Source organism: Pseudoalteromonas sp. SK18, from assembly GCF_001974855.1.
Lineage (GTDB): Bacteria > Pseudomonadota > Gammaproteobacteria > Enterobacterales > Alteromonadaceae > Pseudoalteromonas.
Genome location: NZ_MTQB01000029.1, coordinates 13,432 through 36,042, shown reverse-complemented (window position 1 = coordinate 36,042; position 22,611 = coordinate 13,432). Strand labels below are relative to the sequence as shown.

The 22,611-nt window shown below is 37.8% G+C and carries 17 protein-coding genes; 10 read left to right on the top strand and 7 right to left on the bottom strand.

Translation table 11 applies throughout. From position 1 onward, the window contains the following. Positions 1 to 20: 20 nt before the first annotated feature. Entirely contained in the window at positions 21 to 914 is an 894-nt protein-coding gene (locus BW139_RS16410; protein WP_076920368.1) for a cation diffusion facilitator family transporter, read from the bottom strand. 219 nt (positions 915 to 1,133) lie between these two features. On the opposite strand from BW139_RS16410, the gene BW139_RS16405 reads away from it, so the two are divergent. The 3 genes from BW139_RS16405 (at position 1,134) to BW139_RS16395 (ending at position 4,109) form a co-directional block, all read left to right on the top strand. Continuing rightward, complete coding sequence (locus BW139_RS16405; protein WP_076920367.1) at positions 1,134 to 2,558, top strand: diguanylate cyclase domain-containing protein; 1,425 nt, start codon at positions 1,134 to 1,136, stop codon at positions 2,556 to 2,558. Between the two features lie 127 nt (positions 2,559 to 2,685). After that, positions 2,686 to 3,639, top strand: a complete 954-nt coding sequence (locus BW139_RS16400; RefSeq protein WP_076920366.1) for a slipin family protein — start codon at positions 2,686 to 2,688, stop codon at positions 3,637 to 3,639. Positions 3,640 to 3,656: 17 nt separating this feature from the next. After that, positions 3,657 to 4,109 (top strand): NfeD family protein, encoded by a 453-nt coding sequence (locus BW139_RS16395; RefSeq protein WP_076920365.1) that lies wholly within the window; start codon positions 3,657 to 3,659, stop codon positions 4,107 to 4,109. A 117-nt stretch (positions 4,110 to 4,226) separates the two neighbouring features. Here BW139_RS16395 and BW139_RS16390 read toward each other — a convergent pair whose 3' ends face one another. Then, positions 4,227 to 4,817: a cysteine hydrolase family protein gene (locus BW139_RS16390; RefSeq protein WP_076920364.1), complete on the bottom strand. Its 591-nt coding sequence runs from the start codon at positions 4,815 to 4,817 to the stop codon at positions 4,227 to 4,229. A gap of 143 nt (positions 4,818 to 4,960) precedes the next feature. On the opposite strand from BW139_RS16390, the gene BW139_RS16385 reads away from it, so the two are divergent. The 4 genes from BW139_RS16385 (at position 4,961) to BW139_RS16370 (ending at position 9,304) form a co-directional block, all read left to right on the top strand. After that, positions 4,961 to 5,935, top strand: a complete 975-nt coding sequence (locus BW139_RS16385; protein ID WP_076920363.1) for a GlxA family transcriptional regulator — start codon at positions 4,961 to 4,963, stop codon at positions 5,933 to 5,935. Positions 5,936 to 6,001: 66 nt separating this feature from the next. Next, the gene (locus BW139_RS16380) at positions 6,002 to 6,847 is read left to right on the top strand and encodes a patatin family protein (RefSeq protein ID WP_076920362.1); all 846 of its coding nucleotides are present in this window, start codon (positions 6,002 to 6,004) and stop codon (positions 6,845 to 6,847) included. A gap of 191 nt (positions 6,848 to 7,038) precedes the next feature. Continuing rightward, positions 7,039 to 9,063 carry an ATP-binding protein gene (locus BW139_RS16375; protein WP_076920361.1) on the top strand — a complete coding sequence of 675 codons (2,025 nt, stop codon included), beginning with the start codon at positions 7,039 to 7,041 and terminating at the stop codon, positions 9,061 to 9,063. A gap of 49 nt (positions 9,064 to 9,112) precedes the next feature. After that, positions 9,113 to 9,304: a DUF3185 family protein gene (locus BW139_RS16370; RefSeq protein ID WP_076920360.1), complete on the top strand. Its 192-nt coding sequence runs from the start codon at positions 9,113 to 9,115 to the stop codon at positions 9,302 to 9,304. A gap of 94 nt (positions 9,305 to 9,398) precedes the next feature. Here the strand turns inward: BW139_RS16370 and ahpF are convergent, their stop codons facing one another. From ahpF to BW139_RS16355, 3 genes are all read right to left on the bottom strand, one after another. Then, entirely contained in the window at positions 9,399 to 10,976 is a 1,578-nt protein-coding gene (gene ahpF, locus BW139_RS16365) for an alkyl hydroperoxide reductase subunit F (protein ID WP_076920359.1), read from the bottom strand. 161 nt (positions 10,977 to 11,137) lie between these two features. After that, positions 11,138 to 11,707, bottom strand: a complete 570-nt coding sequence (ahpC, locus tag BW139_RS16360) for an alkyl hydroperoxide reductase subunit C (RefSeq protein ID WP_008115650.1) — start codon at positions 11,705 to 11,707, stop codon at positions 11,138 to 11,140. Between the two features lie 199 nt (positions 11,708 to 11,906). Further along, complete coding sequence (locus tag BW139_RS16355) at positions 11,907 to 14,009, bottom strand: EAL domain-containing protein (RefSeq protein ID WP_076920358.1); 2,103 nt, start codon at positions 14,007 to 14,009, stop codon at positions 11,907 to 11,909. 293 nt (positions 14,010 to 14,302) lie between these two features. Between BW139_RS16355 and BW139_RS16350 the strand changes: the two genes are divergently transcribed. Continuing rightward, entirely contained in the window at positions 14,303 to 17,833 is a 3,531-nt protein-coding gene (locus tag BW139_RS16350; protein ID WP_076920357.1) for an ATP-binding protein, read from the top strand. A 142-nt stretch (positions 17,834 to 17,975) separates the two neighbouring features. Here BW139_RS16350 and BW139_RS16345 read toward each other — a convergent pair whose 3' ends face one another. Together BW139_RS16345 and BW139_RS16340 are read right to left on the bottom strand one after the other, a co-directional pair. Continuing rightward, positions 17,976 to 20,237, bottom strand: a complete 2,262-nt coding sequence (locus tag BW139_RS16345; RefSeq protein ID WP_076920356.1) for an ATP-binding protein — start codon at positions 20,235 to 20,237, stop codon at positions 17,976 to 17,978. A gap of 9 nt (positions 20,238 to 20,246) precedes the next feature. Next, positions 20,247 to 21,515 carry a PotD/PotF family extracellular solute-binding protein gene (locus BW139_RS16340; protein ID WP_076920355.1) on the bottom strand — a complete coding sequence of 423 codons (1,269 nt, stop codon included), beginning with the start codon at positions 21,513 to 21,515 and terminating at the stop codon, positions 20,247 to 20,249. Positions 21,516 to 21,730: 215 nt separating this feature from the next. Here BW139_RS16340 and BW139_RS16335 point away from each other — a divergent pair, with 215 nt between their 5' ends. Both BW139_RS16335 and BW139_RS16330 read left to right on the top strand, forming a co-directional pair. Then, positions 21,731 to 22,150 carry a DUF3429 domain-containing protein gene (locus BW139_RS16335; RefSeq protein ID WP_008115664.1) on the top strand — a complete coding sequence of 140 codons (420 nt, stop codon included), beginning with the start codon at positions 21,731 to 21,733 and terminating at the stop codon, positions 22,148 to 22,150. Between the two features lie 67 nt (positions 22,151 to 22,217). Next, positions 22,218 to 22,610 carry a hypothetical protein gene (locus BW139_RS16330; RefSeq protein WP_010389232.1) on the top strand — a complete coding sequence of 131 codons (393 nt, stop codon included), beginning with the start codon at positions 22,218 to 22,220 and terminating at the stop codon, positions 22,608 to 22,610. The last annotated feature ends 1 nt before the right edge of the window (position 22,611 follow it).

Sequence of the window (22,611 nt, the reverse complement as noted above, 5' to 3'; positions counted from 1 at the left end):
TAAATTTATAGGTTAACAACTTAATGTATATGTTTGCATTCATAACTTTCAATTTGCAGTACACTGTTGCGAACATTAAATTTATCTGCAAGTAGTTTAATTACTTCTAAACGACACTCTTCATCATGTTTTTCTATAGTGCAATGTTGCTTCAACACCACGTGAGCACCCACTATCACTTTTTTATTTTTACGAACAACGGTAACATTGTGCACATTGGCAACGTGCTCCATGTTGGTTATTTCTGTTTCGATATCTTGAACTTCAGGCAGTTTTGCTTTGTTAGAGCGTAGCCCTTTAATACAACTAATTATCACCTTAATTCCCGTAAACAGTACAAATGAGGCAATTAACATACTCGATAAAATATCAATCACATTCCAACCTGTTATGTAAATTAGTACACCGGCTACAAAAGTAGAAACAGTCGAAATTAAGTCAAAAAACGAATGTAAAAAAACCGCATACACGTTAATGCTGGCCTTACGCCCCTTATAAAGTACCCATGCTGCTGCACCATGAAATAAAAAACCAATCGCAGCAATCACCGACATTAAATAGCTATTTATAACCAGCTCATGCCCACCTTTGTGATGCATAAAGCGCTCAGCTCCCTCAAATAAAATAAGTAAACTAATGGCGAGATATAAAATCCCGTTGATCAGACCACCGATTAATTCAGCTTTTTGATGGCCGTCGTTGTAAGTTTTAGCCAGATGAATAGCAAAGCTAGAAGCAATAAGTGCTATAAATAATGAACTGTTATGAACAAATAAATGGCCTGCATCGGCAAGAACAGCCAGTGAATTAGCATAATAAGCACCTATAAGCTGAATCACCATAAACGAACAGGTAATTGCAAGTGCAATTAGTAGACGGCGACGGGAGGCGTGATGTGTGGTTATTTCTGTCATGAAATATAAAAGGCCTTTACTGGAAACAAAGTAAGCTCATGAAAAAAAAGCAAATTAGAAAGTACGTAATGATATAGAGTCACAATTGTAATACGAAGACCAATTAAACGCACTAAAAACTTAGTAAAATGCAAAGAACTGTACTAAATATAAATAGACATATACTATTAATAATTAAAAGATTTGGCAGATCCTGCCGGTATAAGTGCGGAGAAATCAGTGAGTCATGACTCAGACAAAACAATTTGGCAGGTTTTTAATCTTATTAATTTAGCAGTGATTGTTTACGATAATAAAAATCAACACTACACGTTAAATCAGCATGCTAAAACGTTACTTAGCATAGAGGGTGAGAGCGCTGTTAAAAAAGATGTTTTTAGCAATCTTGTGCTGCGCGACTTTAGTAATGATGAAGTTGTGAGTGTTGGACAATTATTTTCTTCTGATATAACAACCGTTTTATTAGGTTCTGAGCCCACTTCACAACTGTTAAATATTAACCATGCTGTGGTTGATGACTCTGTAACTATGATCACTCTAGAGCAAGATCGTACATTTACGGAGCAATATAACTTTGATCATATTATCTCTAAAATCTCTACCAAACTTATTGATATACAAAATGACAATATAGATCAGCAAATTAACTTTGCCCTCAAAGCCATCGGCACCGTATTAAAGGCTGACCGCAGTTATTTATTTGAATTTAACACCGACAACGAAACCATCACCAACACTCACGAATGGGTTAACACGGGTATCATTGCCTGCAAAGATAGGCTGCAAAATGTACCAAAAGTTGAACTACCCTATTTTTTTGAAGTAATGAATCAGAGCCATCTATTTCAAGTCAATGATATTGAGCAATTACCCACTAAAGCCGACGCTGAAAAAGCGGAGTTTAAAGAACAAAGTATTCAATCGGTTTTGTGCATAGGCCTGCGTTTTGATGATGAGCTGGTCGGGTTTATTGGTTGTGATTGTGTTAAAACTAAACGTCATTGGAGCAAAATAGATTTAATTAGAATCAAGCTTGTGGGCGAAATCATCAATAATGCACTTAAAAATATTAACTATAAAAAAAAGTTGCAGTTAACCCAACAGCAATTAGTGAGCGCCAATATTAAGCTCAATAAATTAGCGAATACCGATGCGCTGACTAATATTGCTAATCGCCGTTTTTTTGATACTACACTAAAAAGTGAAATTAAACGTTGCGCCAGGCACCATCAGCCAATTAGTTTGATTATGTGTGACATCGATTTTTTTAAACGTTACAACGATAATTATGGCCACCAAAAAGGTGATGACGCATTAAAACAAGTGGCGCGTGCTTTAGAAAGCGTATGTAAGCGTGAAGGTGATTTAGCGGCTCGGTACGGGGGCGAAGAATTTACAATTATTTTGCCCGCTTCTAACAAAGAGCAATGTCATGAGTTTGCTTTACTGATACAGCAAAAAATTAAAGCGTTAAATATTCTCCATGAATTTTCTTCGGCTGCTCCTCATATCACCTTGAGCTTTGGCTCCTTTACCAATTACCCAAAGGCTGACACCAACATGCAAACCATTATAAAGAGCGCTGACATCGCATTATATAACGCAAAAAAAGCCGGCAGAAATCAAATATGCACCTTTGAATAATCTATTATGAATAGCCTACCTCCTGTTTTTATAGTACAAATTAAAAACTAATGATAATCTGTAGTTTGTTGAAATTATAAACACCATGCAGTTTTTGGACTGAATGTAATTAACAAGGAAATACCCTATGGATCCCATCGCAGAAATTATAAATATTGTTTTTACTGTTGAAGCGTTTTTACTGATTTTTGTTTTAGTGCTACTAAAAAGTAGTGTTAAATTTGTACCACAAAACCGCGCATGGTTAATCGAGCGTTTTGGTAAATACCAATCAACTAAAGAAGCAGGCTTAAATTTCATTGTACCTTTTATTGATCGTATTGCTGCTGATCGCAGCTTAAAAGAACAAGCTCAAGATGTGCCCTCGCAATCGGCAATTACCAAAGACAATATTTCGCTATCTGTTGACGGTGTATTGTACTTTCGTGTACTTGACCCATACAAAGCCACTTACGGAGTCGACGATTATGTATTTGCAGTAACGCAGCTATCACAAACTACGATGCGTTCTGAACTGGGTAAAATGGAGCTTGATAAAACATTTGAAGAACGTGATGTTCTCAATACTAATATCGTAACCTCTATCAACCAAGCGGCTGAGCCTTGGGGTATTCAGGTTTTACGTTACGAAATAAAAGACATTGTGCCACCACAATCTGTGATGGAAGCGATGGAAGCACAAATGAAAGCCGAACGTGTTAAACGTGCGCAAATTTTAGAATCTGAGGGTGATCGTCAAGCAAACATCAATGTTGCCGAGGGTAAAAAACAGGCTCAAGTTCTAGGTGCTGAAGGTGAAAAAGCTGAACAAATCTTGCGCGCTGAGGGTGAAGCTAAAGCTATTATTGCCGTTGCAGAAGCGCAAGCCGATGCACTACGCAAAGTGGGTGAAGCTGCTGATACTGAGCAAGGCCAAAAAGCGATTCAACTCGATTTAGCAACCAAAGCCATTGCCGCTAAAGAAGCTATCGCGAAAGAGTCATCTGTTGTTTTATTGCCCGATAGCGCCACTGATGCAAGCTCATTAGTTGCACAAGGCATGTCGATTATTAACTCTCTAAATCAAAAGCAAAAACTTTAATCTGTTGAGGATAAATAATGACGCTTATTACTAACAACTTACCTGAAACACTGATGATTTTAGGCGTGCTTGCGCTCATTATCGAAGTGGCTGTGTTAGGTATGTCTACCTTTATATTATTATTTTTAGGTATGTCTTTGTTTGCCAGCGGTTTAATGATGAACTTTAACTTGTTAGATGACTCTTTAACTACCGCATTGTGGAGTAACACGCTTATCACAGCTGGGTTTGCGCTATTTTTATGGAAACCACTAAAGCGTATGCAAAACCAGGTCGATAACAAAGGTGTACAGAGCGATTTCGCTGAGCTTGATTTTGTTTTAGCTGACGATGTTGATGAAAACGGACTTACAATACACCTTTATTCAGGAATTAGTTGGAAATTAAAAAGTAAGCAACCACTCCCTGCAGGCACACATGTTAAGGTCGTAAAAAAAGAAGTGGGCACTATGTGGGTTGAAGCCATTTAGCTAACTAGCACCACATTAAATTATAAGGGCAGTAATATCACTATTACTGCCCTTTTTAATATCAATTCTGGTTAAGTGCTTTAACCACATTAATATTATAATGTATTATTCAGAAATTTAATCACTTAGCTCTGCAGCAGAAGGAACAACCACTGCATATAAATCATTGATAGTTGCAAGCGCACTTGAATGTAAATTTAACGCTGAGACTTCACTCACTGATGTTTGTAATGCCCGAGTTGCACAAGCATCTGCGACCACAGTTGCATGATTCCCTCTTAAAAAAGCACCTTGGGCGGTAAATGTCACGCACATATGGCTCATAAAACCAATGATAATAACATTATTATTACCAATTGCATCCACTTGTTTACCTAAGTCAGTGCCTACAAAGCTATCAGGCGCTTTTTTAACAATAATGCTCTCACCATCAATCGGCGCCACACTACGGTGTATTTGGCCTATTTCGGCGTTTACATCATAAGGCGAACCTTGGCCACCATCGTGGACCACATGAATAATATTAGTCCCCGCCGCACGCGCATCTGCAAGTAAACTCTTGGCATTATTAAGGGCACCTTGCCAGCCTTCTAACTCCATTACGCCTTGCGTATATGTGTTTTGATAATCAACGAGTATAAGCGTTGCGTTAGAAAGTGATGCAGGTATATCGCTAAGGCCATTTAATTCACGCAGTGTTGTTGTCATATTTTTACCCTTTAATAATCAATAAAAAACAAATAACGCAGCACGACTGCCTAGTTGCCACGTTTGTATACAACCAGAATATACTTTATAGTTTGCCACCAATAGTGTCCCTCAGGACTACATTCGATGATATTAGGCCAAATATGAACATTAAGCCTGCGCACAACGTTGCCATTATTGCTTATAACAATATCAGCTTATTTCACTTATCAATTCCGTGTAGTATTTTTGGAGAAGATTTAGACCGTACAGACGCACGTCCTTATAATGTTGAAGTTTGTACTGAACACGTTGGCCTAGTTGACACGCTTTCTGGTTTGCCTATAACTATTAACAAAGACTTATCTATAATCGCTGATGCAGATACAGTGATTGTTCCTGCTTGGTGCGATCCTGATACTGTAGTGCCTGCAGCATTACTAAATGCAATTAATAACGCACATGCACGTGGAGCACGAATTGTTGGCCTTTGTTTAGGTGCTTTTGTATTAGCAGAGGCGGGAATATTAGAGGGTAAAACGGCATCCACCCATTGGGTATGGGCTGACGAATTTGCAAAAAAATACCCCAATGTCAATTTTGATAACGATGTACTATACATCAATGTCGATAATGTATTTACCTCGGCGGGATCAGCTGCGGCAATTGACTGCTGCCTTCATATATTACGCCTTGATCACGGTGCTGATATTGCTAACCGGGTAGCTAGAAGAATGGTCGTTGCACCACATCGTAGTGGCAGACAAGTTCAATACATTGAAAAACCCCTACCCCGAAATATCGATAGCAACCGCTTGGAGCCCGCCATTAGCTGGGCAATAAATAATGTAACCCAGCCTCTTAATATTGACTTATTGGCAAATAAAGCCAGTATGAGCCGACGCAATTTCTCTCGTTTATTCAAAAAAACCATGGGGCTAACATTTACACAGTGGCTACTTGAGCAGCGACTTGCCATAGCACAGCAACAGTTAGAAACAACCTCACACACTATTGATAGAGTAGCAACGGATTCAGGCTTTTCATCAAGCGTGAGTTTTCGCCAGCATTTTTTAGCCACTTTTTCTATTTCGCCAACCGCCTACAGAAAACAATTTAAAAGTAGTGAATCAAAGTAAAAAGATGCTCGCACAGTTCAAGTACACTTGTTAGCATGAGTGTATTGTCAAAGGATGGAAGTTAACATGAACAATAGCCAACATGCATTAGTGGTTGAGGGCGGTGCCATGCGCGGTATTTTTGCCGCAGGCGTACTTGATGAGTTTTTAGCACAGCAATATCAACCTTTTACCAGCTATTTTGGTGTATCTGCTGGAGCAACGAATGTCGCGGCTTATTTATGTAAACAAGCAACCCGAAACTACAAAGTGATTACTGATTATTCGTGTAGGCCTGAATTTATTAACCTGCCCCGATTTGTTAAAGGCGGTCACTTATTTGATTTAGACTGGCTTTGGCAAGAAACAGTACGTGAAATTCCTTTAAACACCGATGAATTTACACAATCTCCTCACGATTTTTATATTGTTGCAACGGCAATCGAATCTGGGCAAGCCCATTACTTACAAGCAACCGGCAGCGAAATGGTAGAGCAATTAAAAGCCTCTTGCGCTATACCCATAGCTTATCGGGATTATCCAAAAATAAATGGTATTGCCATGACCGATGGTGGCGTTGCCGACTCTATTCCAGTAATAAAAGCCTATGAAATGGGTGCATCAGAAATAACGGTTATCCTTTCTCAACCTTTAGGCTATCGTAAAAAAGATGTCAAAGTAGCGTGGTTAACTAAGCAACTCTATAAAAATACCCCTGCACTTGCACAGGCCAGCCTACAGCGCTCTAAAAACTATAATTCCAGTATTGATTTTTTACATAATGCTCCACCGGATTGCAAAATAAATATTATTGCCCCACCAGCAGGGTTTAAAGTCGGTCGCACCACTAAAAATCGAGCTCTACTCGATATTGGCTATCAAATGGGTATTAATGAAGCTAAAGCCTATATAAGGAATTATTATGAGCGATAAAATCAATCCAGAAGAAGTCGACGATGTTATAAACCTAAATATAAAGCCAACTCAACCTATTAATTGTTAAATCAGTGAGTTAATGTAATAAAGGACTATGTGTTAGTCGTCGTGTTGTCAAAAAATAGATTAAATTAAGGCATAGTGCTTGCTAGTATTTCTGTTACACACCAAATAAATTAAGGGTTTTTGTGAATTTTCTTCGATGCTTTCATAATATAGTCTCTAATCAACAGCTAAGCTTTGATCAAAAAATTGCAGACTTACTTGCTTTTGGGCTCGATGTTTTTCAGCTCGACTTGGCTATTATCAGCCGCGTGAAAAATAATTCTTACACTGTTTTACATGCCATTACCCCTGACAATTCTCTTGCTATTGGTACTGAGTTTGAGTTAAACGGCACCTATTGCACGCATACCTTGTCGGCCAACTCTGCATTAGCATTTCATAATGCGTCGCAAAGTAGGATTGCAAATCACCCTTGCTATATTAATTTCCAATTAGAAGCGTACATTGGTGCGCCTATACGAATAGGCCAAGAGGTATTTGGCACTGTTAACTTTTCATCAGCGCAAGAATGTGCTCCTTTTAGTGATGAAGCTTATGATTATATTGAATTATTAGCGCAGTGGTTAGGCTCAGAATTTGCACGTAATCAGGATAAAATTAACCTCATTAAAAATAGTGACACTTTACTAAAGCTTGAAAGTGTAGCAAATATAGGCACATGGGAAGTCGATCTTGTTAATAACACCCTGTTTTGGAGTGAACAAACTCGACGCATTCATCAAGCCGAAGAAGGCTATACTCCAAATATAGAAACAGCCATTGAATTTTATAAAGCGGGCAAAAGCCGAGATAGTATTAATAAAGCGGTAGAAAATGCGGTATCTAAAGGGGAAAAATGGCACTTAGAGCTGGAAATTATTACCGCTAAACAGCAAAGCATTTGGGTGTCGACTTTTGGTGAGGCCGAGTTTAATAACGGCCAATGTGTGCGATTATTTGGCACTTTTCAAGATATAACCGAAGCCGTTAAGCTACGCGAAGAGTTAAAACAAAAAAAAGCACTTGCTGAGCAGCTATTAAAAGATCGAAGTATGCTATTTGCCAAAATTAGTCATGAGCTACGCACTCCGCTCAATGGTATTACGGGTATGTTAGCGACACTCATAGATGAACATGATTATGACAAGCGGGCTGAAAAAATTAAAATTGCCCTACGAAGTGCTGATATATTATTAAGTATTATCAATGAAGTACTCGATTTTTCAAAAATAAATCATGGTGAATTAAAACTGGAACCTCATCACTCGTTGCTTAAAACGGTATTTACCGATGTGGTTTCTTTATATTCAGTATTATTTAGCAATAAAAATATTGAACTACGAGCCACAAACCTCATTGCTAACGATGTTTGGGTATACTGTGACACCTCTCGACTAAGTCAGATTGTGTCTAATTTACTGAGTAACGCGTTAAAATTTACAGAGCATGGATCTGTTTATCTTGAATCGCAATTAGCAGTAGATACAAAGCACCCTTTACTTACTATTAAAATAACCGACACGGGTCGCGGTATGAGCGAGGCGTATTTAAACTCATTATTTAAGCCTTTTACCCAAGAGGTTGATGCTAACAACAACAAAGGTGGCACTGGGTTAGGCTTAGCCATAGTTAAAGAACTCGTTGGTTTTATGAATGGCAAAATTGAGGTAACCAGTGAGGTTAAGGTGGGCACGTGTTTTACCTTAACTATTCCGATTGAGCTTGGTAAACAACAAACACAAACACCTAGCCTTAAATCTATTAATAATCATAGTAATAAGCTATCGGTTTTAGTGGTAGATGATAACGAAATAAACCGGCTTGTATTAGAAGCGGCACTGGATAAGTTTAATATAAAATCAGACTTTGCTATAGACGGCCAAGATGCCCTGTTAAAATGCAAGCAAAAGCATTTTGACCTTATTTTCATGGATTGCATCATGCCTATCATGGATGGTTTCGAGGCCACTAGGCAACTAAAAGCACAAGGTATTTGTGACCCGCAACAAACCTATATTGTAGCGTTAACTGCTAATGCTTCCTCACAAGATAAACTAAACTGTCAGCAAGCGGGTATGGATATGTTTATAGCCAAACCGTTTAAGCTTCCAGCGATAGAAGAAGCAATTACAAATACACTAAAAAGACTGGGCGTAGCCACATTATAACAACGAGTGTCTCCCAGATTAACTTGCACTAAAAACACAAAGGATCATTATGACAAATAAAATCATTGGTATTGTACTTATTGTTATTGGCGTAGCACTTGGTATGTGGGGTTATGATGTTTACGATTCTGCATCTTCACAAGTTACCCGCGCATTGAATGGCGAAACCCCTGTAGAAGCATGGCTAGGCTTTATTGGCGGGGCAGTATGTATTTTAGTGGGTATTACCCGACTTAAATAGCACACAAAAAAGCCGCCTTTGGAGAGGGCGGCTTGGGTGAACAAACAGCTATGGGTGAGAGCTGTTTTATCAAGAGGCTTACGCTAAAACACTATTAAGCAGCGTTTTGCTCTGCATCGGGTGTTTGGCGAATTAAGTAGTCAAAGGCACCTAAGCTCGCAGTTGCGCCGGCGCCCATAGCAATAATAATTTGCTTAAATGGTGTATTGGTCGCATCGCCCGCACCGTATATACCCGGTAACGACGTTGCACCTTTGGCATCAATGAGTATTTCACCAAATTGACTAAGTTCAAGGTCACTCTCTTGTAACCATTCGGTGTTTGGTATCAAACCAATTTGTACAAATATACCGGCTAAAGTTAGCTCCTTACTTTCTCCAGAAACACGATCGGTATAATTCAGGCCTGTCACTTTATTACCATCACCGAGTACTTCAGTGGTTTGTGCATTTTTAATAATAGTAATGTTTTTTAAGCTATTAGCTTTACGAATAAGCACTTCGTCAGCACGTAACGTATCGGCAAATTCAAGCACCGTTACATCCTCTACAATGTTAGCTAAATCAATAGCCGCTTCAATACCTGAGTTTCCGCCACCTATTACAGCAACAGGTTTGCCTTTAAACAATGGGCCATCACAATGCGGACAATATGCAACGCCATGACCTTTATATTGTTGCTCGCCAGGTACGTTCATTTCACGCCAGCGTGCGCCGGTTGCTAGCACAAGTGATTTTGCTTGTAAAACTGCGCCATTTTCTAAAGTAATGTCATAGCCATCACTGCCTTTTTGCAGGTTTGTAGCGCGTTGGTTGTGCATTACATCAACATCGTATTCTTTAACATGCTCCTCAAGCTGGGCCACCATTTTTGGCCCTTCGGTTGCTTTTACTGAAATAAAGTTTTCAATAGCCAATGTGTCAGCTACCTGCCCGCCAAATCGATCGGCAACCACTCCCGTATTTAAGCCTTTACGTGCTGAATAAATAGCTGCTGATGCACCTGCGGGGCCACCGCCAACTACGAGCACATCAAACACTGATTTTTCATTCAATGCTTTGGCTTGGCGCTGTGCACCTTTGCTATCAACTTTATTTAGAATATCGGTTAGGCTCATTGCCCCTTGGCTAAAAGGTTCACCATTTAAGTAAACAGCGGGTACAGCCAATATATTTCTTTGCTCTACTTCATCTTGAAACAGAGCACCATCAATCATAGTGGCAGATATTTTGCTATTTGTAGCAGCCATTGTATTGAGCGCTTGAACCACTTGCGGACAGGTTTGGCAACTCAAACTGATATACACTTCAAAGTTTAGTTCTTGATCAAGTGATTGTATTTGCTCAATATCATCTTGGCTGGCTTTACTTGGGTGTCCGCCTGTGTGCAATAGCGCAAGTACTAAACTAGTAAATTCATGACCCATAGGTACCCCTGCAAAGGTAATATGAGTATTTTTTTGTGGCGAATGCACCACCATTGAAGGTCTGCGTGCCGTAGAATCTGGATTGTTACTCACACTAAACTTATCGCTTAGTGATGCTAAATCATTCGCTAAACTTTCTACTTCTGTTGACTTTTTGCTGTCATCCAAGGCGATAAGCAGCTCAACAGGCTGAGTCAGCGATTCAAAATGGCTTTTTAATTGGTTCTTTATGTTGTTGTCTAACATGGCTTAGCCCCTTACGGAAAAATAAAACAGCAGAACCCCCATGCCATCAGTGCATGTGCGAATTTTAGAAAAGAATGATGGCGTGGGAGAGTGCCCAGAGAGCCAAGTAGGCTCACTGGTATTAGAGTCATGTTCTACTCTAAATTTAGTGAAGGTAAAGTTTAAATCTTACCAACTAGGTCTAGTGAAGGTGCTAATGTGTCTTCACCTGGCTGCCAAGATGCAGGACATACTTCACCGTCATGAGTGGCAATGTATTGTGCAGCTTGTACTTTACGAACAAGTTCTTTAGCACTACGACCAATACCTAAATCATGCGTTTCAACAACTTTGATTTCGCCCTCTGGGTTCATTACAAATGTACCGCGAAGTGCTAAACCATCATCTTCAATCATTACACCAAAGTTACGTGTAATGCGTCCTGTTGGGTCGCCAATCATTGGGTAAGTGATTTTACCGATTGTGTCTGACGTGTCATGCCAAGCTTTGTGCGTAAAGTGTGTATCTGTTGATACCGAGTAAACCTCTACGCCCATTTCTTGTAACTGTGCGTAATGATCTGCAAGGTCACCTAATTCAGTTGGGCATACAAATGTAAAATCTGCAGGGTAAAAGAAAAAGATAGACCACTTACCTAATACGTCTTTTTCAGTGAGTTCTACAAAGTCACCATTGTGGTAAGCTGTTGCATTGAAAGGTTGTAATTTTGTGTTAATCAATGAAGTGCTCATAGTATTCCTCATTTATGTTTAGTGTATTTAAAAAAGTTAACGCCTTGTGCGTTGGCTTGATTAATACAATAAGGCCATTGAGAAATTAAATAAAATTGATTGTTTAGATTAAAACAATCGATTTTTAAGATTGATGGAGGTAAGAAGTTACAATAATTGAATGTGAGCTATCTTAAACTTAAAAATACTAGTTACACCATCAGAAAATGAGATTTTCAAATTCGTTTTCAGGTAAAGCTTTGCTAAACAAAAATCCTTGCCCTTCTTCACACTCAAGCGAAATAAGTGTATCGAGCTGTGCTTGAGTTTCAATGCCTTCACCAACAATCTTTAAATTAAGTGAGTGTGCTAAATGGGTAATTGCTTTCACTATATCTAGGCTTTGCTTATCATCAACCATATCTTTAACAAATGACTGGTCAATCTTTAATACATCAACAGGGAATAGTTTTAAATACGATAGACTCGAATAGCCCGTTCCAAAGTCATCTATCGCTATGCTCAAACCAAGGTTTGAAAGCCCGTTTAATATTCTACTTGTTTCATCAAAATCACTCATTAAAGCGCTTTCTGTCACTTCTAACTCAAGGTAACCACTAGGAAGCTCAGTATCCTCAAGTATTTGCGCTACGCTTTCTATAAATTTAGGATCTGTAAATTGTTTAGCCGCCACATTAACAGCAACTTTAATTGGATGACCTTTATCTAGCCAGCGTTTAGCAGCTCTGCAGCTTCGTTTTAAAACGCTATGACCCAACTTATTTATTAAGCCTGTCTCTTCGGCTAGTGGAATAAAGTGTAACGGCGATATAAAACCGCCCTCCTCATCTCTTAACCTTACTAACGCCTCAGCGCCTATAATTAATTTATTTTTTAGGCAAAGCTTGGGCTGAAAGTGAACTTCCAACGTGTCTTTTTCAAGTGCATTTCTCAAAAGCTTATCTATATTTTGACGTTGATGAAACTCATGTTCTAAGTCATCTGAAAAATAACAAAATCTATCTCTACCGTGCTCTTTGGCTTTATACATTGCTGCATCAGCATGCGACATCATTAATTCGGCAGAATCAGAATCAGTTGGATTAATACTAATTCCCACGCTTATAGTTAAATTAAACTCTCTTCCATCGACACGAAAAGGTTGATGCATTGCATACAAAATATCAGATGCAACAGCATCAACATGACACGTTGATTTAATATCGGGGAGCAATAATACAAATTCATCCCCGCCAACTCGGGCTAAGGTCGTATTTAAATCAACAATAGATTCAAGGCGTTTAGCAACCAGTTTTATGATTTGGTCGCCAACATGGTGTCCCTCGGTATCATTTAAATATTTAAAATGATCAATATCAATTAGCATTAATGCCACAAAAAAACCATTACGCACAGATACCTGACAGGCATGCGCAACGCGATCATGTAATAAAATTCGGTTGGGTAAATCGGTTAATTGGTCATGGTTTGCTAAATGGCTCATCTTAACAGCCATCGCAATTGACTCGCTCACATCATGAAAAACTATAATCGCGCCAATAATATTACCTTTTTCATCCCTAATAGGAGAGGCAGAATCCTCAACCCGATGAATTCTGCCATTTAAGCTCGTTAATTGGCAATTAAGCGCCATAGCTACTCTTCGCTGCTCCTTTAAAGCAATAGAAATTGGATTAAGGCTTTTGTGCTTTGTGGTTGCATCCCGTAGTTGCATAACCTCTGAAATATAATTACCAACAGCTTCATGCATCACCCAGCCGGTCATCATTTCTGCAATCGGGTTCATAAACGTTATTTTTTCGTCTTTGTCAGTTGCTATAACAGCGTCGCCAATCGAGTTGAGCGTAACCCGCAATCTTTCTGATTCAATAGCAAGTAACCGCTGAGAATGCTTTAATTGTTGCTCTTGTGTTTTTAGTTTTAAATGGTTGCCAACGCGCAAACGGCAGACCTTAAGATCGACTGGTTTTTGTATGTAGTCAATCCCACCCAGCTCCAAAGACAAATGCTCAAACTTACTTTCATTATGAGAGGTAATAAATATTACCGTTACACCACTGGTTTCGGGATTGTTTTTTAAGCGTTTACACACTTCTAACCCGCTAATATCTGGTAATTCAATATCTAATAAAATAATTTCAGGTAAAAACTGCTGTGCTTTTTCAATTGCACCAAAACCAGTATCGCTGCATATAACTTCTGCGATATCTGATAAAGCCCCCTCTAGAATCATTAAACTAGAAGGTTCATCATCAACAATAAGCACTCGATGCGCAAAGCTTTGATCTACAGTGGTTAACACAATAAAGTCCCATAAAAAAATTAAACAAACGCGACTAAAGTTTAGCTGAGTTAACCTAAACGTCCATTAATTACCTAAAATAAGTACTAACAATATTAAATTAATTGTGTTAGCTACAAGATGTCTATAATCACCTGAAGTAAACATAAACCAATAAAACCAAAACTCCTTTTTAATAGTAAAAACTTTTTTCTTATTTTTTTTTATTATTAAGCTCAAACTTGATAAATTACCTATAGTTCTCTAGGTTTAATTATAATTAAATAATGGCTAGTTTTTAATTGGAGTAATGGATGCCAATAAATCTTAAAAAAAGGATAATTCGTCAGGTAAGTAATTACACCCTTTTATTCCCTATTTCTTTATCCGCCATAATTACCTTAATTGTTTTAGCCATTATTATTAATGAAGCAAGTTTATCGCGCTCAGTACTTGGCTCTGTAGAACTAGAAATAATAGACAAAAACCAATCTATTAATTCACAAACACAAGAGGTTATTGAAAACTACCGTCGAGATATTCGTTTTTTACACGCAACCCCTCCAATCAAAGGCTTAGCCAGGGCATCAAATAACAAAGGTGTAGACCCACTAGAGAACACCACCTATGCTCAATGGAAAACAAGGCTTGAAATTATATTTGCAGCGTTTTTAAAAAATAACCCAGATTACGAGCAGCTAAGAATCATCAGTACCAACAAAAAAGGACAAGAACTGGTAAGGGTTGATCGCGTTCAGGGCGCTGTAGAGGTTATAGATTTAAATAGGCTCCAAAATAAAGGAGCGCAAGAGTACTTTACGGCCAGTAGTAACCTCTCTGATGGCGAAATGTATCTGTCTGAAATTTCGTTGAATAGAGAGTACGGTAAAATAGAGTTTCCTTATCGCCCGATGTTGAGGCTGTCTATGCCAATTTTTGATGAAAATCAAAATAGATTTGGCTTTATCATAGTTAACGTGAATGCTAACAACTTATTAACTCTTTTAAAAAACAGTATTAATACACCATTTCAACTCGCTTTAACTGACAGTAACGGCTATTTTTTATCACACCCAAATAAAGATTTCACCTTTGGTAAAGACCTAGGTAGTGATATTAGCATCAATAATAATTACACTTTCAACCCTGTTGCTAATAGCTCATTGTCGCTTATAAAACCAAAAAGCATTGCGCAAACAAGTTATTACACTGCAAGAAAACAAATCACTTTAGCGCTGGGTGAAAAACAAAACTTTTTATCTAGCCACGTTTTAGCGCCTGTTGAGCATATTAAAAATATTGAAATGGAACGCAGAACAAAGCTCTACGCCTTTTTGCTTATTTTGGTTATTGTATTAACTATCATTCTCGCATTTTTCAATCGTAGTCTTCGCAAAAGCCAAGAGCTTGCAAATGCGCGCGCACAATCTGAGGCAATTATAACCGGCTCATCTGATGCGGTAATTGGCATTACCAATAACGGTATTGTCTCTAGTTGGAATAATGCCGCAACTCTGATGTTTAAGCTTGGAGAGTTAGAAGCAATTGGAAAACCAATTAATGATTTAAAAATAATAGATCAGCTAAATTTTAACGAGATAATTGAAAAATTCACTGATGGTACTCGTCAATTTAAGCAAGACGCTAGTATCAGTAACGGCTCTACTAAACGCTACTTTTCACTCTCTTTATCAGCCATTATCGATCAATTTGGAATGTTTATTGGTATTGCAATAATAGCCAGAGATGTAACCAAAGAGCGCACCATTGAGAATGAAATAATAAAAGTAAATCATGAGCTTGAAAATAAAGTAGCCATTCGCACTAAAGAGCTCAAACAAGCCAGTGAAGTAAAAAGCGCGTTTATTTCTAATATAAGCCATGAAATGCGTACTCCACTTAATGGCATAGTGGGTACTTTAAACTTAATAAAAAAAGAGCCATTAAGTGAAACACAAAAAAACTATTTAGAAATGACAGAAGTAAGTGTGAGTGCTTTATCTGTATTAATAAATGATATTTTGGATTTATCTAAAATAGAAGCAGGTAAACTTGAGTTGAACTTTAAAGAGTTTAATTTAATAAAATTAATCGAAAGCGTTTGTGGCAGTATGGCTGTTAAAGCTCAGGAAAAAGGCCTCGAATTTGTTTTAGATGTTGTTAATTTAAAATGTAAAACGATTAAAACTGACCCCCATCGTTTTTCACAAATCCTAACTAACTTAGTAAATAATGCGATTAAATTTACTGAAACCGGGTTTATAAAGGTCACCGCTTATTGCGAGCAAACAAGCAATGATACTGTGACTGTTCATGTAAAAGTTACCGATAGCGGTGTGGGCATTGCACAAGAAAACCAGAGCAAATTATTTACCGCCTTTTCCCAAGAAGACAAAAGCGTGGCATCTAAATTTGGTGGAACAGGGCTAGGGCTTTCTATATGCAGACAGCTTTGTAGCCTTCTAGGCGGAGAAATTAGCTTTGAGTCAGAAAAGTCACTAGGTAGTAGTTTTCACATAAAACTAACACTGAGCAATGATGATACAACTCATTATAGTTTTACCCCACGATTAAAAAACAAAAGCTTTGCTATTGTGACTAAAAATAACGAGTTAACCGACAGCATAAATAATTTAATAGCTGCTTTTTCTGGAAACAGTTTTTCACCTGAACAATTACAACAATCTCTTGTTTCAGATGATATAAAAAACGTACCTTTACCTGACTTTATACTTATTGAACAAGACGACATATTGTTAAAACGTTTAGATGAAATGTGGCCATCTATTGCTAATCATCATGCACTTAAAGTTATTTTATTAGCAAATCGCGGTTATCCGCAAATTAAAACAAGACACGTGCAAGCCAGCTTACTTTCTAAACCAATACTTATTTCAGAGTTTTTAAAAACAGTAGCCGATGAACGCAGCCTTGAAGATAAAATAAGTGCTGGTAGCAGCAATATTAATATTAACAAACGCCGTGAATCAGACTCAGTTAAAACTGATAACTCTGACTTTAAAGGGGCACATGTTCTTATCGTTGATGATAACGATATAAATATAGAAGTAGCCGCGGGTATATTGTCATGTTTATCTTTAGAGATAGATACCGCGTCAAATGGCCAACAAGCAGTAGAAAAACTTGTTAACTCGGTGGCCAATAATCATCAATACCACTGTGTATTTATGGACTGCCAAATGCCTATATTGAATGGTTATGATGCAGCAAAACAAATAAGAGCTGGTGAAGCAGCGCCTCAAAATATTGATATTCCCATAGTCGCTATGACTGCTAATGCAATGATGGGTGAAAGACAAAAATGCCTAGATGCAGGAATGAGTGATTACATCACTAAACCAATCTCTGCAGAGGTATTAGTTGCAACAGCTACAAAGTGGTTGTCTTCAACTTTTATAAAAGAGGCTCCATTGGAAAATAATCAGCTTAACGAATTTAATAAACCAATCCCTGATACTTCAGATAGTCAAAGTTTACCTGATTGGGATAAAGATAACGCGCTATCTCGGTTATTAAATAATGAAGAGCTGCTTATAAAAGTATGCGAATTATACCTTCAAAGTACACCAATGAAGCTAGAAGAACTTGAGGATGCAATAAATAACAATAATTTATCGCAAATATCAAAACTAAGTCATGGCTTGAAAGGCTCATCGGGTGATGTAGGTGCGGCTAACTTGCATAAATTATTTGATGAATTAGAAGTAATGGCCAGTGAAAATGCCATGGGCAGTATGAAGAATAAATTAGAGCTCATTCAAACTAGCTACAAAAAACTCGAATCAACCATTAACAGCTACTTAGAGATACAACCCAGTAGTTAGCATTTTGTGGGTAATAATGAATAAACCACTGAGAATATGTATTGCTAATTAAAGTTAAAAGCGCCTAAAGGCGCTTTTAATTTTTGAGTGTATTGCTAACCAATACCACCAAAAAATATAAAAGCACATAGGATATTTATTCTTACTCGCTATACTTATACTGGTCAATTATAACTTTTAAACTATTGAATTCTATAGGCTTGTTTATAGTGTTAGTTATACCCGCTGTCACGTACTCAGGCTCGTCTTTTTCAGTGATGTTTGCAGTAACGGCAATAATCGGCACATCGTGGTAATTGGCTAGTTCCCTAATATATTTAGTTGCCAAAAGCCCGCCCATTACCGGCATTTGAATATCCATCATAATTAAATCAAATTGTTGTTTAGTACATAGCTCAAGCGCTATTTCACCATTATCTGCCACGGTTATATGTTTAATACCCATTGCTTTTAAAAAGCTTTCTAGCACGATTTGATTTACCGGATTATCTTCGGCAATTAATACCTGCACATCTTTATTTTTAATAGTTACATCGGGTAATTGTGCTTGTTGTTTAACGTTTGTATTTGCAATGGGAATATTAAGCCTTAGCTGAAAATAAAATCTCGAACCCTTATCCAATTCACTTTCTACTTGTAAATTACTGCCCATTAAGTTTAATATTTTACTAGAAATAGTTAATCCAAGTCCTGTACCACCAAAACGACGTGTTGTTGAAGTGTCTGCTTGGGTAAAAGCATCAAATAACGTTTTTATACTGTGTTGTGAAATACCTATACCACTATCGATAACGCTAAATAGTAACACCACCTCATTGTTATTTTTCTCTTTTAGATCAACAGACAAGGTTACTGTTCCAAGCTCTGTAAACTTAAATGCATTCCCCAATAAGTTCATTAGCACTTGTTTTAAACGGGTTTCGTCGCCTTGTACCAAATCAACAGAATCTACTTTTTCTTTTACTATTTTAAACTCTATATTTTTATGGTCGGCTTGCGATTTAAAAATTTGTTCCAGCTCATACAATAAAGCACTTAATTTAAACTCTCTGTTTTCTAGTAGCATTTTATCGGCATCGAGCTTACTTAAATCGAGAATGTCATTAAGAATAACCAATAAACTGTTACCTGAAGAGCTAATAACCTCAATCATGCGCTTTTGTTTAGCATCGAGTTCGGTATTACTCACTAGCTGTACCATGCCTAAAATACCGTTCATGGGAGTGCGTATTTCATGGCTCATATTAGCTAAAAATTCAGATTTGATTCGGGATGTTTCCTCTGCCGCTTTTTTTGCTTCAACTAGGCGCTCGTTTAGCACTCTAAATTTATTTGCTGCTTGGGCTAAAAATCCTATTTCATCTTCACGGTTAATATCAGCTATGTTTGCTGAAAAATCACCATTTAAAAATGATCTAAAACTAACGGTGAGTCTGTTAATCGCTTTAATAATATGAAAGTGAAAAAATAAAGCAAAAAGAATAAACAAGGTAACAGACAAAAATAACGACACTTGAATAACAGTTTGCGCGGCATTAATGCTCTCTTGACTGGTTTGCGAAATATCACTAAGCAACAACAATGCATCTTCTTGCAATTTTTTGGCAAGTGCTGAAAATTCAACCGAATCACCGGCAATAACAATATTGCTTAAGGTTAAATAATTTCTATTGGCTTGAATGGCCTGAGCAAATAAAGACTCGAATTTAGTTGTTAAACTATTTAGTTGCTCGACCTTGTTTTGGCCAATCATTTTGTTTGTAGCGCCACTGTTGGTTAATTGTTTAATTAATTTTAGCCGCTGTTTTACTTGGCTACGTTTGGCGTAATCACGTTGAGTTAAAAACAGGATTGAATTGCGGTACAGATGATGCCAATGATCCTTTAGCTGAAACAATAATAAGTCCTTGTCCAGCCTGGCCGTTTCTCCATCCCTGCTTGCTAAGGTAGTCAATGCTAATTCGTAGGTATTTGGTAGCTGTTGCTCAATAATTTTAGACTTTTCATCATATCGTTTTTTAAGACTATCGATACTTTTGCCATAATTTAAAACCAATGATTGCATGGCGTTTAATGAATTTTTAATCTCGGGTTGCTGGATTCGCTGTTGTGCTTCAATTAACCGCGCTTGAATACTTTGATGAGTGCTTTTTATTTTATCAAAAATAACGTCGCTACCCGACACACCATAAACAGAAATATCTCGCTGAATCTGTAAAATATCTTTGTTAATTTCAAATACAACAACTGACAGCCCATTAATGTTCAATACATTTTTACTGGCTTGCTCTATTTTGTCGGTTCGCTCATTAATAACAACGTAAACTATTATTTGTATTAAAATAAAAATAGCCAACGAAGATAATACTTTAATAGATAAAGAACCAATTAACTGTTTTAGCATTCAATTCCCTTATGCGTTTAGTAGTTCAAACCATTTATCTAAACTGTAATCGTAGTTATCCATCACTGTATTCCACACCGCAATATTAGAAAAGCGCTTTTCATAGCTGCCGCCATCGCGAATTTGCCCTGGCATAATTATATTTTTGCCATCGGTACCCGCTAGTGGTTGAGTCGCTTCTTTGCCATCGTACCAATAATCCCATTCGGGGGTGGTAATTATTTCTTTGCTACGTTCTGGATTAGAAATGTAATAACCTTGCTTTGAAATAAATGCACCAGGCCAGCCCGATAACCACCAGTTCATATATTCATAAGCGGCGTCTTTTACGTGCCCTACCGTATTAGCAGAGAGACACATTACCCCATGCCATGCTCGATACCCTTCTTTAGGAGATGCATTAACAACGGGTAAACCTTGGGCTCTACATGCAGTCACCCCCGGTGAAAATATGCTTTGAATATGCACGCGCTTTTTAAGCATAAACTCAACAGATTGTGGCACCGATGTCCAAAACCCAGAAAAATGCCCTGCTTGCTTTTTATTAATTAAAATTGCAAACAGTTTGTCTATTTCTGCAACACTCATATTGGCAATATTATTAAATGTCATCAGCCCTTGAGCCTGGGCTGCCAATGCGGCATCAAAAATGCCTATGGTGGGGGCATTTACCAAACCAACAAAGCCTTTGTTACTCTCTTCAAGTAACCAGCCCCACGATTCAGTCTCGTAAGCCACGCCCTTAGGTATAAAATTAGTGTTATAGCCAAATGAATCTACATTGTGAACATAAGGCATAAAACTTATTTGATCAGTGGCCTGGCTTCCAAGTGAGCCATCTTGTTGAACATATAAAATTTTATTGGGCGCATCGCCTGCGCCTAGTTTTGCTGTCGGAACTAACTTGCCGGTTTTGGTTAGTGGATTTATTTCCTGCCAATATTTTAGTCTTTCTACTTCAATTGGTTGAATAGCATTGGCTTGCCACAATATATTAATTGAGTCAGACCATTGTTCATATAAATCAAATGAAGAGGGATCGGCGGCTGCTTTTTGTAAAACGGCCGCACTCCCCATAGGGGTAAATTCAATATTAATACCGAGCTCTTGCATGGCACGGACCCTAAGCTCTTCTTGTAAAGTTACATGCGTGCCCATGACTCTGAGCGTAACCGGTTTTTTTGCAAACACATACGGCGCTTTAAATGCGACAGCAGAGGTCGCAGCACCGACCGCTAATGTACTTAAAAATTTACGTCGAGTGACATTATTAGCCATACTAATCATCCATTTACTGATACTAATAATGAGTATAGGTAATAATATAAAAAAATCACCAACTTAGCGCTTAAAAAACCACTATTTTAATTAAAATAAGTGATCGTCATAAATAACATAGTCGTTTAAGCATTATATAAATTTTTTGAGATAACTCTATCTATCCTTGTTACACTATCAGTGTTGAATTACCTACTCGATTAAGGCGCTTACCCATGGAAAAATTTGTTAATCACATTCAACTAGGCTATTTGGGCTTGCTGCCGTTTTTAGGCTGTGTGGGTTGGCCATTGATGTTTGGCAGTAACAGTGTCAATTTAGAGTTTTTTAGTTTTTACAGCATCGCTATTTTAGCTTTTATGGCGGGTAATTTATGGCATGCAGGGCAACAAAGTTTTGCCGATGCCATTAAAGCTGTGCTTCCGGTCATTCCTATTCCGTTTTTATCATTTTTGCCGATTGAGTGGATGCTTGCGTGGTTAGGCGCGAGTTTTTGGTTGGTACTGCTTTTCGAAAAAGCGTCGATTCATTGGCAGGGTTACCACAAAGATTACCAAAAAATGCGCTTTGTGCTCACATCTGTGGTGTTTGTGTGTCATATCTTAATTATTGGTATGAGTATTTACCCTAAATAACACGCCATTACTTAACCATTGGTCTCTAATAGGGTAACATCCGCGCACTGTATTGAGAGGACACCCCATGATAGACCAATTGCGCCAACAGCTTACTGACCTTGGTGAGAATTTTGTAGAAAAAAACGCCGCTTTTAAAATAAAAGTGATCCCTTTTTTTTGTGCCATTAGCATAAAAAAAGATCATAAAAGCGAAGGTCGTCTTTCTTTTTATTCAAATCAACTCATTGAAATACTAATGGTTGTGTTGTTTGTATTGTTTGGCTTATCTATATTTGATCCTGATGCAGGATTTACCCATGGTCCTATCCACATTGTTTTTGCTATTTTGATTACCTTTAACCTAATTTTAAAACAGGTTGCTATTGAAGGTTTAAAAACACGTTTAGCTATGTACAGGTTGCATCAAGCACCTCAGCAAAATGATGAGCCCGAAAAACCAAACACATCTTCACGCTGAT

Bases quoted from the DNA above. Each gene is read 5' to 3' on its own strand.
- BW139_RS16330 (WP_010389232.1), top strand. From the start codon at position 22,218: ATGATAGACCAATTGCGCCAACAGCTTACTGACCTTGGTGAGAATTTT.
- BW139_RS16410 (WP_076920368.1), bottom strand. From the start codon at position 914: ATGACAGAAATAACCACACATCACGCCTCCCGTCGCCGTCTACTAATT.
- BW139_RS16395 (WP_076920365.1), top strand. From the start codon at position 3,657: ATGACGCTTATTACTAACAACTTACCTGAAACACTGATGATTTTAGGC.
- BW139_RS16350 (WP_076920357.1), top strand. From the start codon at position 14,303: ATGCCAATAAATCTTAAAAAAAGGATAATTCGTCAGGTAAGTAATTAC.
- BW139_RS16345 (WP_076920356.1), bottom strand. From the start codon at position 20,237: ATGCTAAAACAGTTAATTGGTTCTTTATCTATTAAAGTATTATCTTCG.
- ahpC (WP_008115650.1), bottom strand. From the start codon at position 11,707: ATGAGCACTTCATTGATTAACACAAAATTACAACCTTTCAATGCAACA.
- BW139_RS16340 (WP_076920355.1), bottom strand. From the start codon at position 21,515: ATGGCTAATAATGTCACTCGACGTAAATTTTTAAGTACATTAGCGGTC.
- BW139_RS16400 (WP_076920366.1), top strand. From the start codon at position 2,686: ATGGATCCCATCGCAGAAATTATAAATATTGTTTTTACTGTTGAAGCG.
- BW139_RS16385 (WP_076920363.1), top strand. From the start codon at position 4,961: ATGAACATTAAGCCTGCGCACAACGTTGCCATTATTGCTTATAACAAT.
- BW139_RS16335 (WP_008115664.1), top strand. From the start codon at position 21,731: ATGGAAAAATTTGTTAATCACATTCAACTAGGCTATTTGGGCTTGCTG.
- BW139_RS16380 (WP_076920362.1), top strand. From the start codon at position 6,002: ATGAACAATAGCCAACATGCATTAGTGGTTGAGGGCGGTGCCATGCGC.
- BW139_RS16370 (WP_076920360.1), top strand. From the start codon at position 9,113: ATGACAAATAAAATCATTGGTATTGTACTTATTGTTATTGGCGTAGCA.
- BW139_RS16390 (WP_076920364.1), bottom strand. From the start codon at position 4,817: ATGACAACAACACTGCGTGAATTAAATGGCCTTAGCGATATACCTGCA.
- ahpF (WP_076920359.1), bottom strand. From the start codon at position 10,976: ATGTTAGACAACAACATAAAGAACCAATTAAAAAGCCATTTTGAATCG.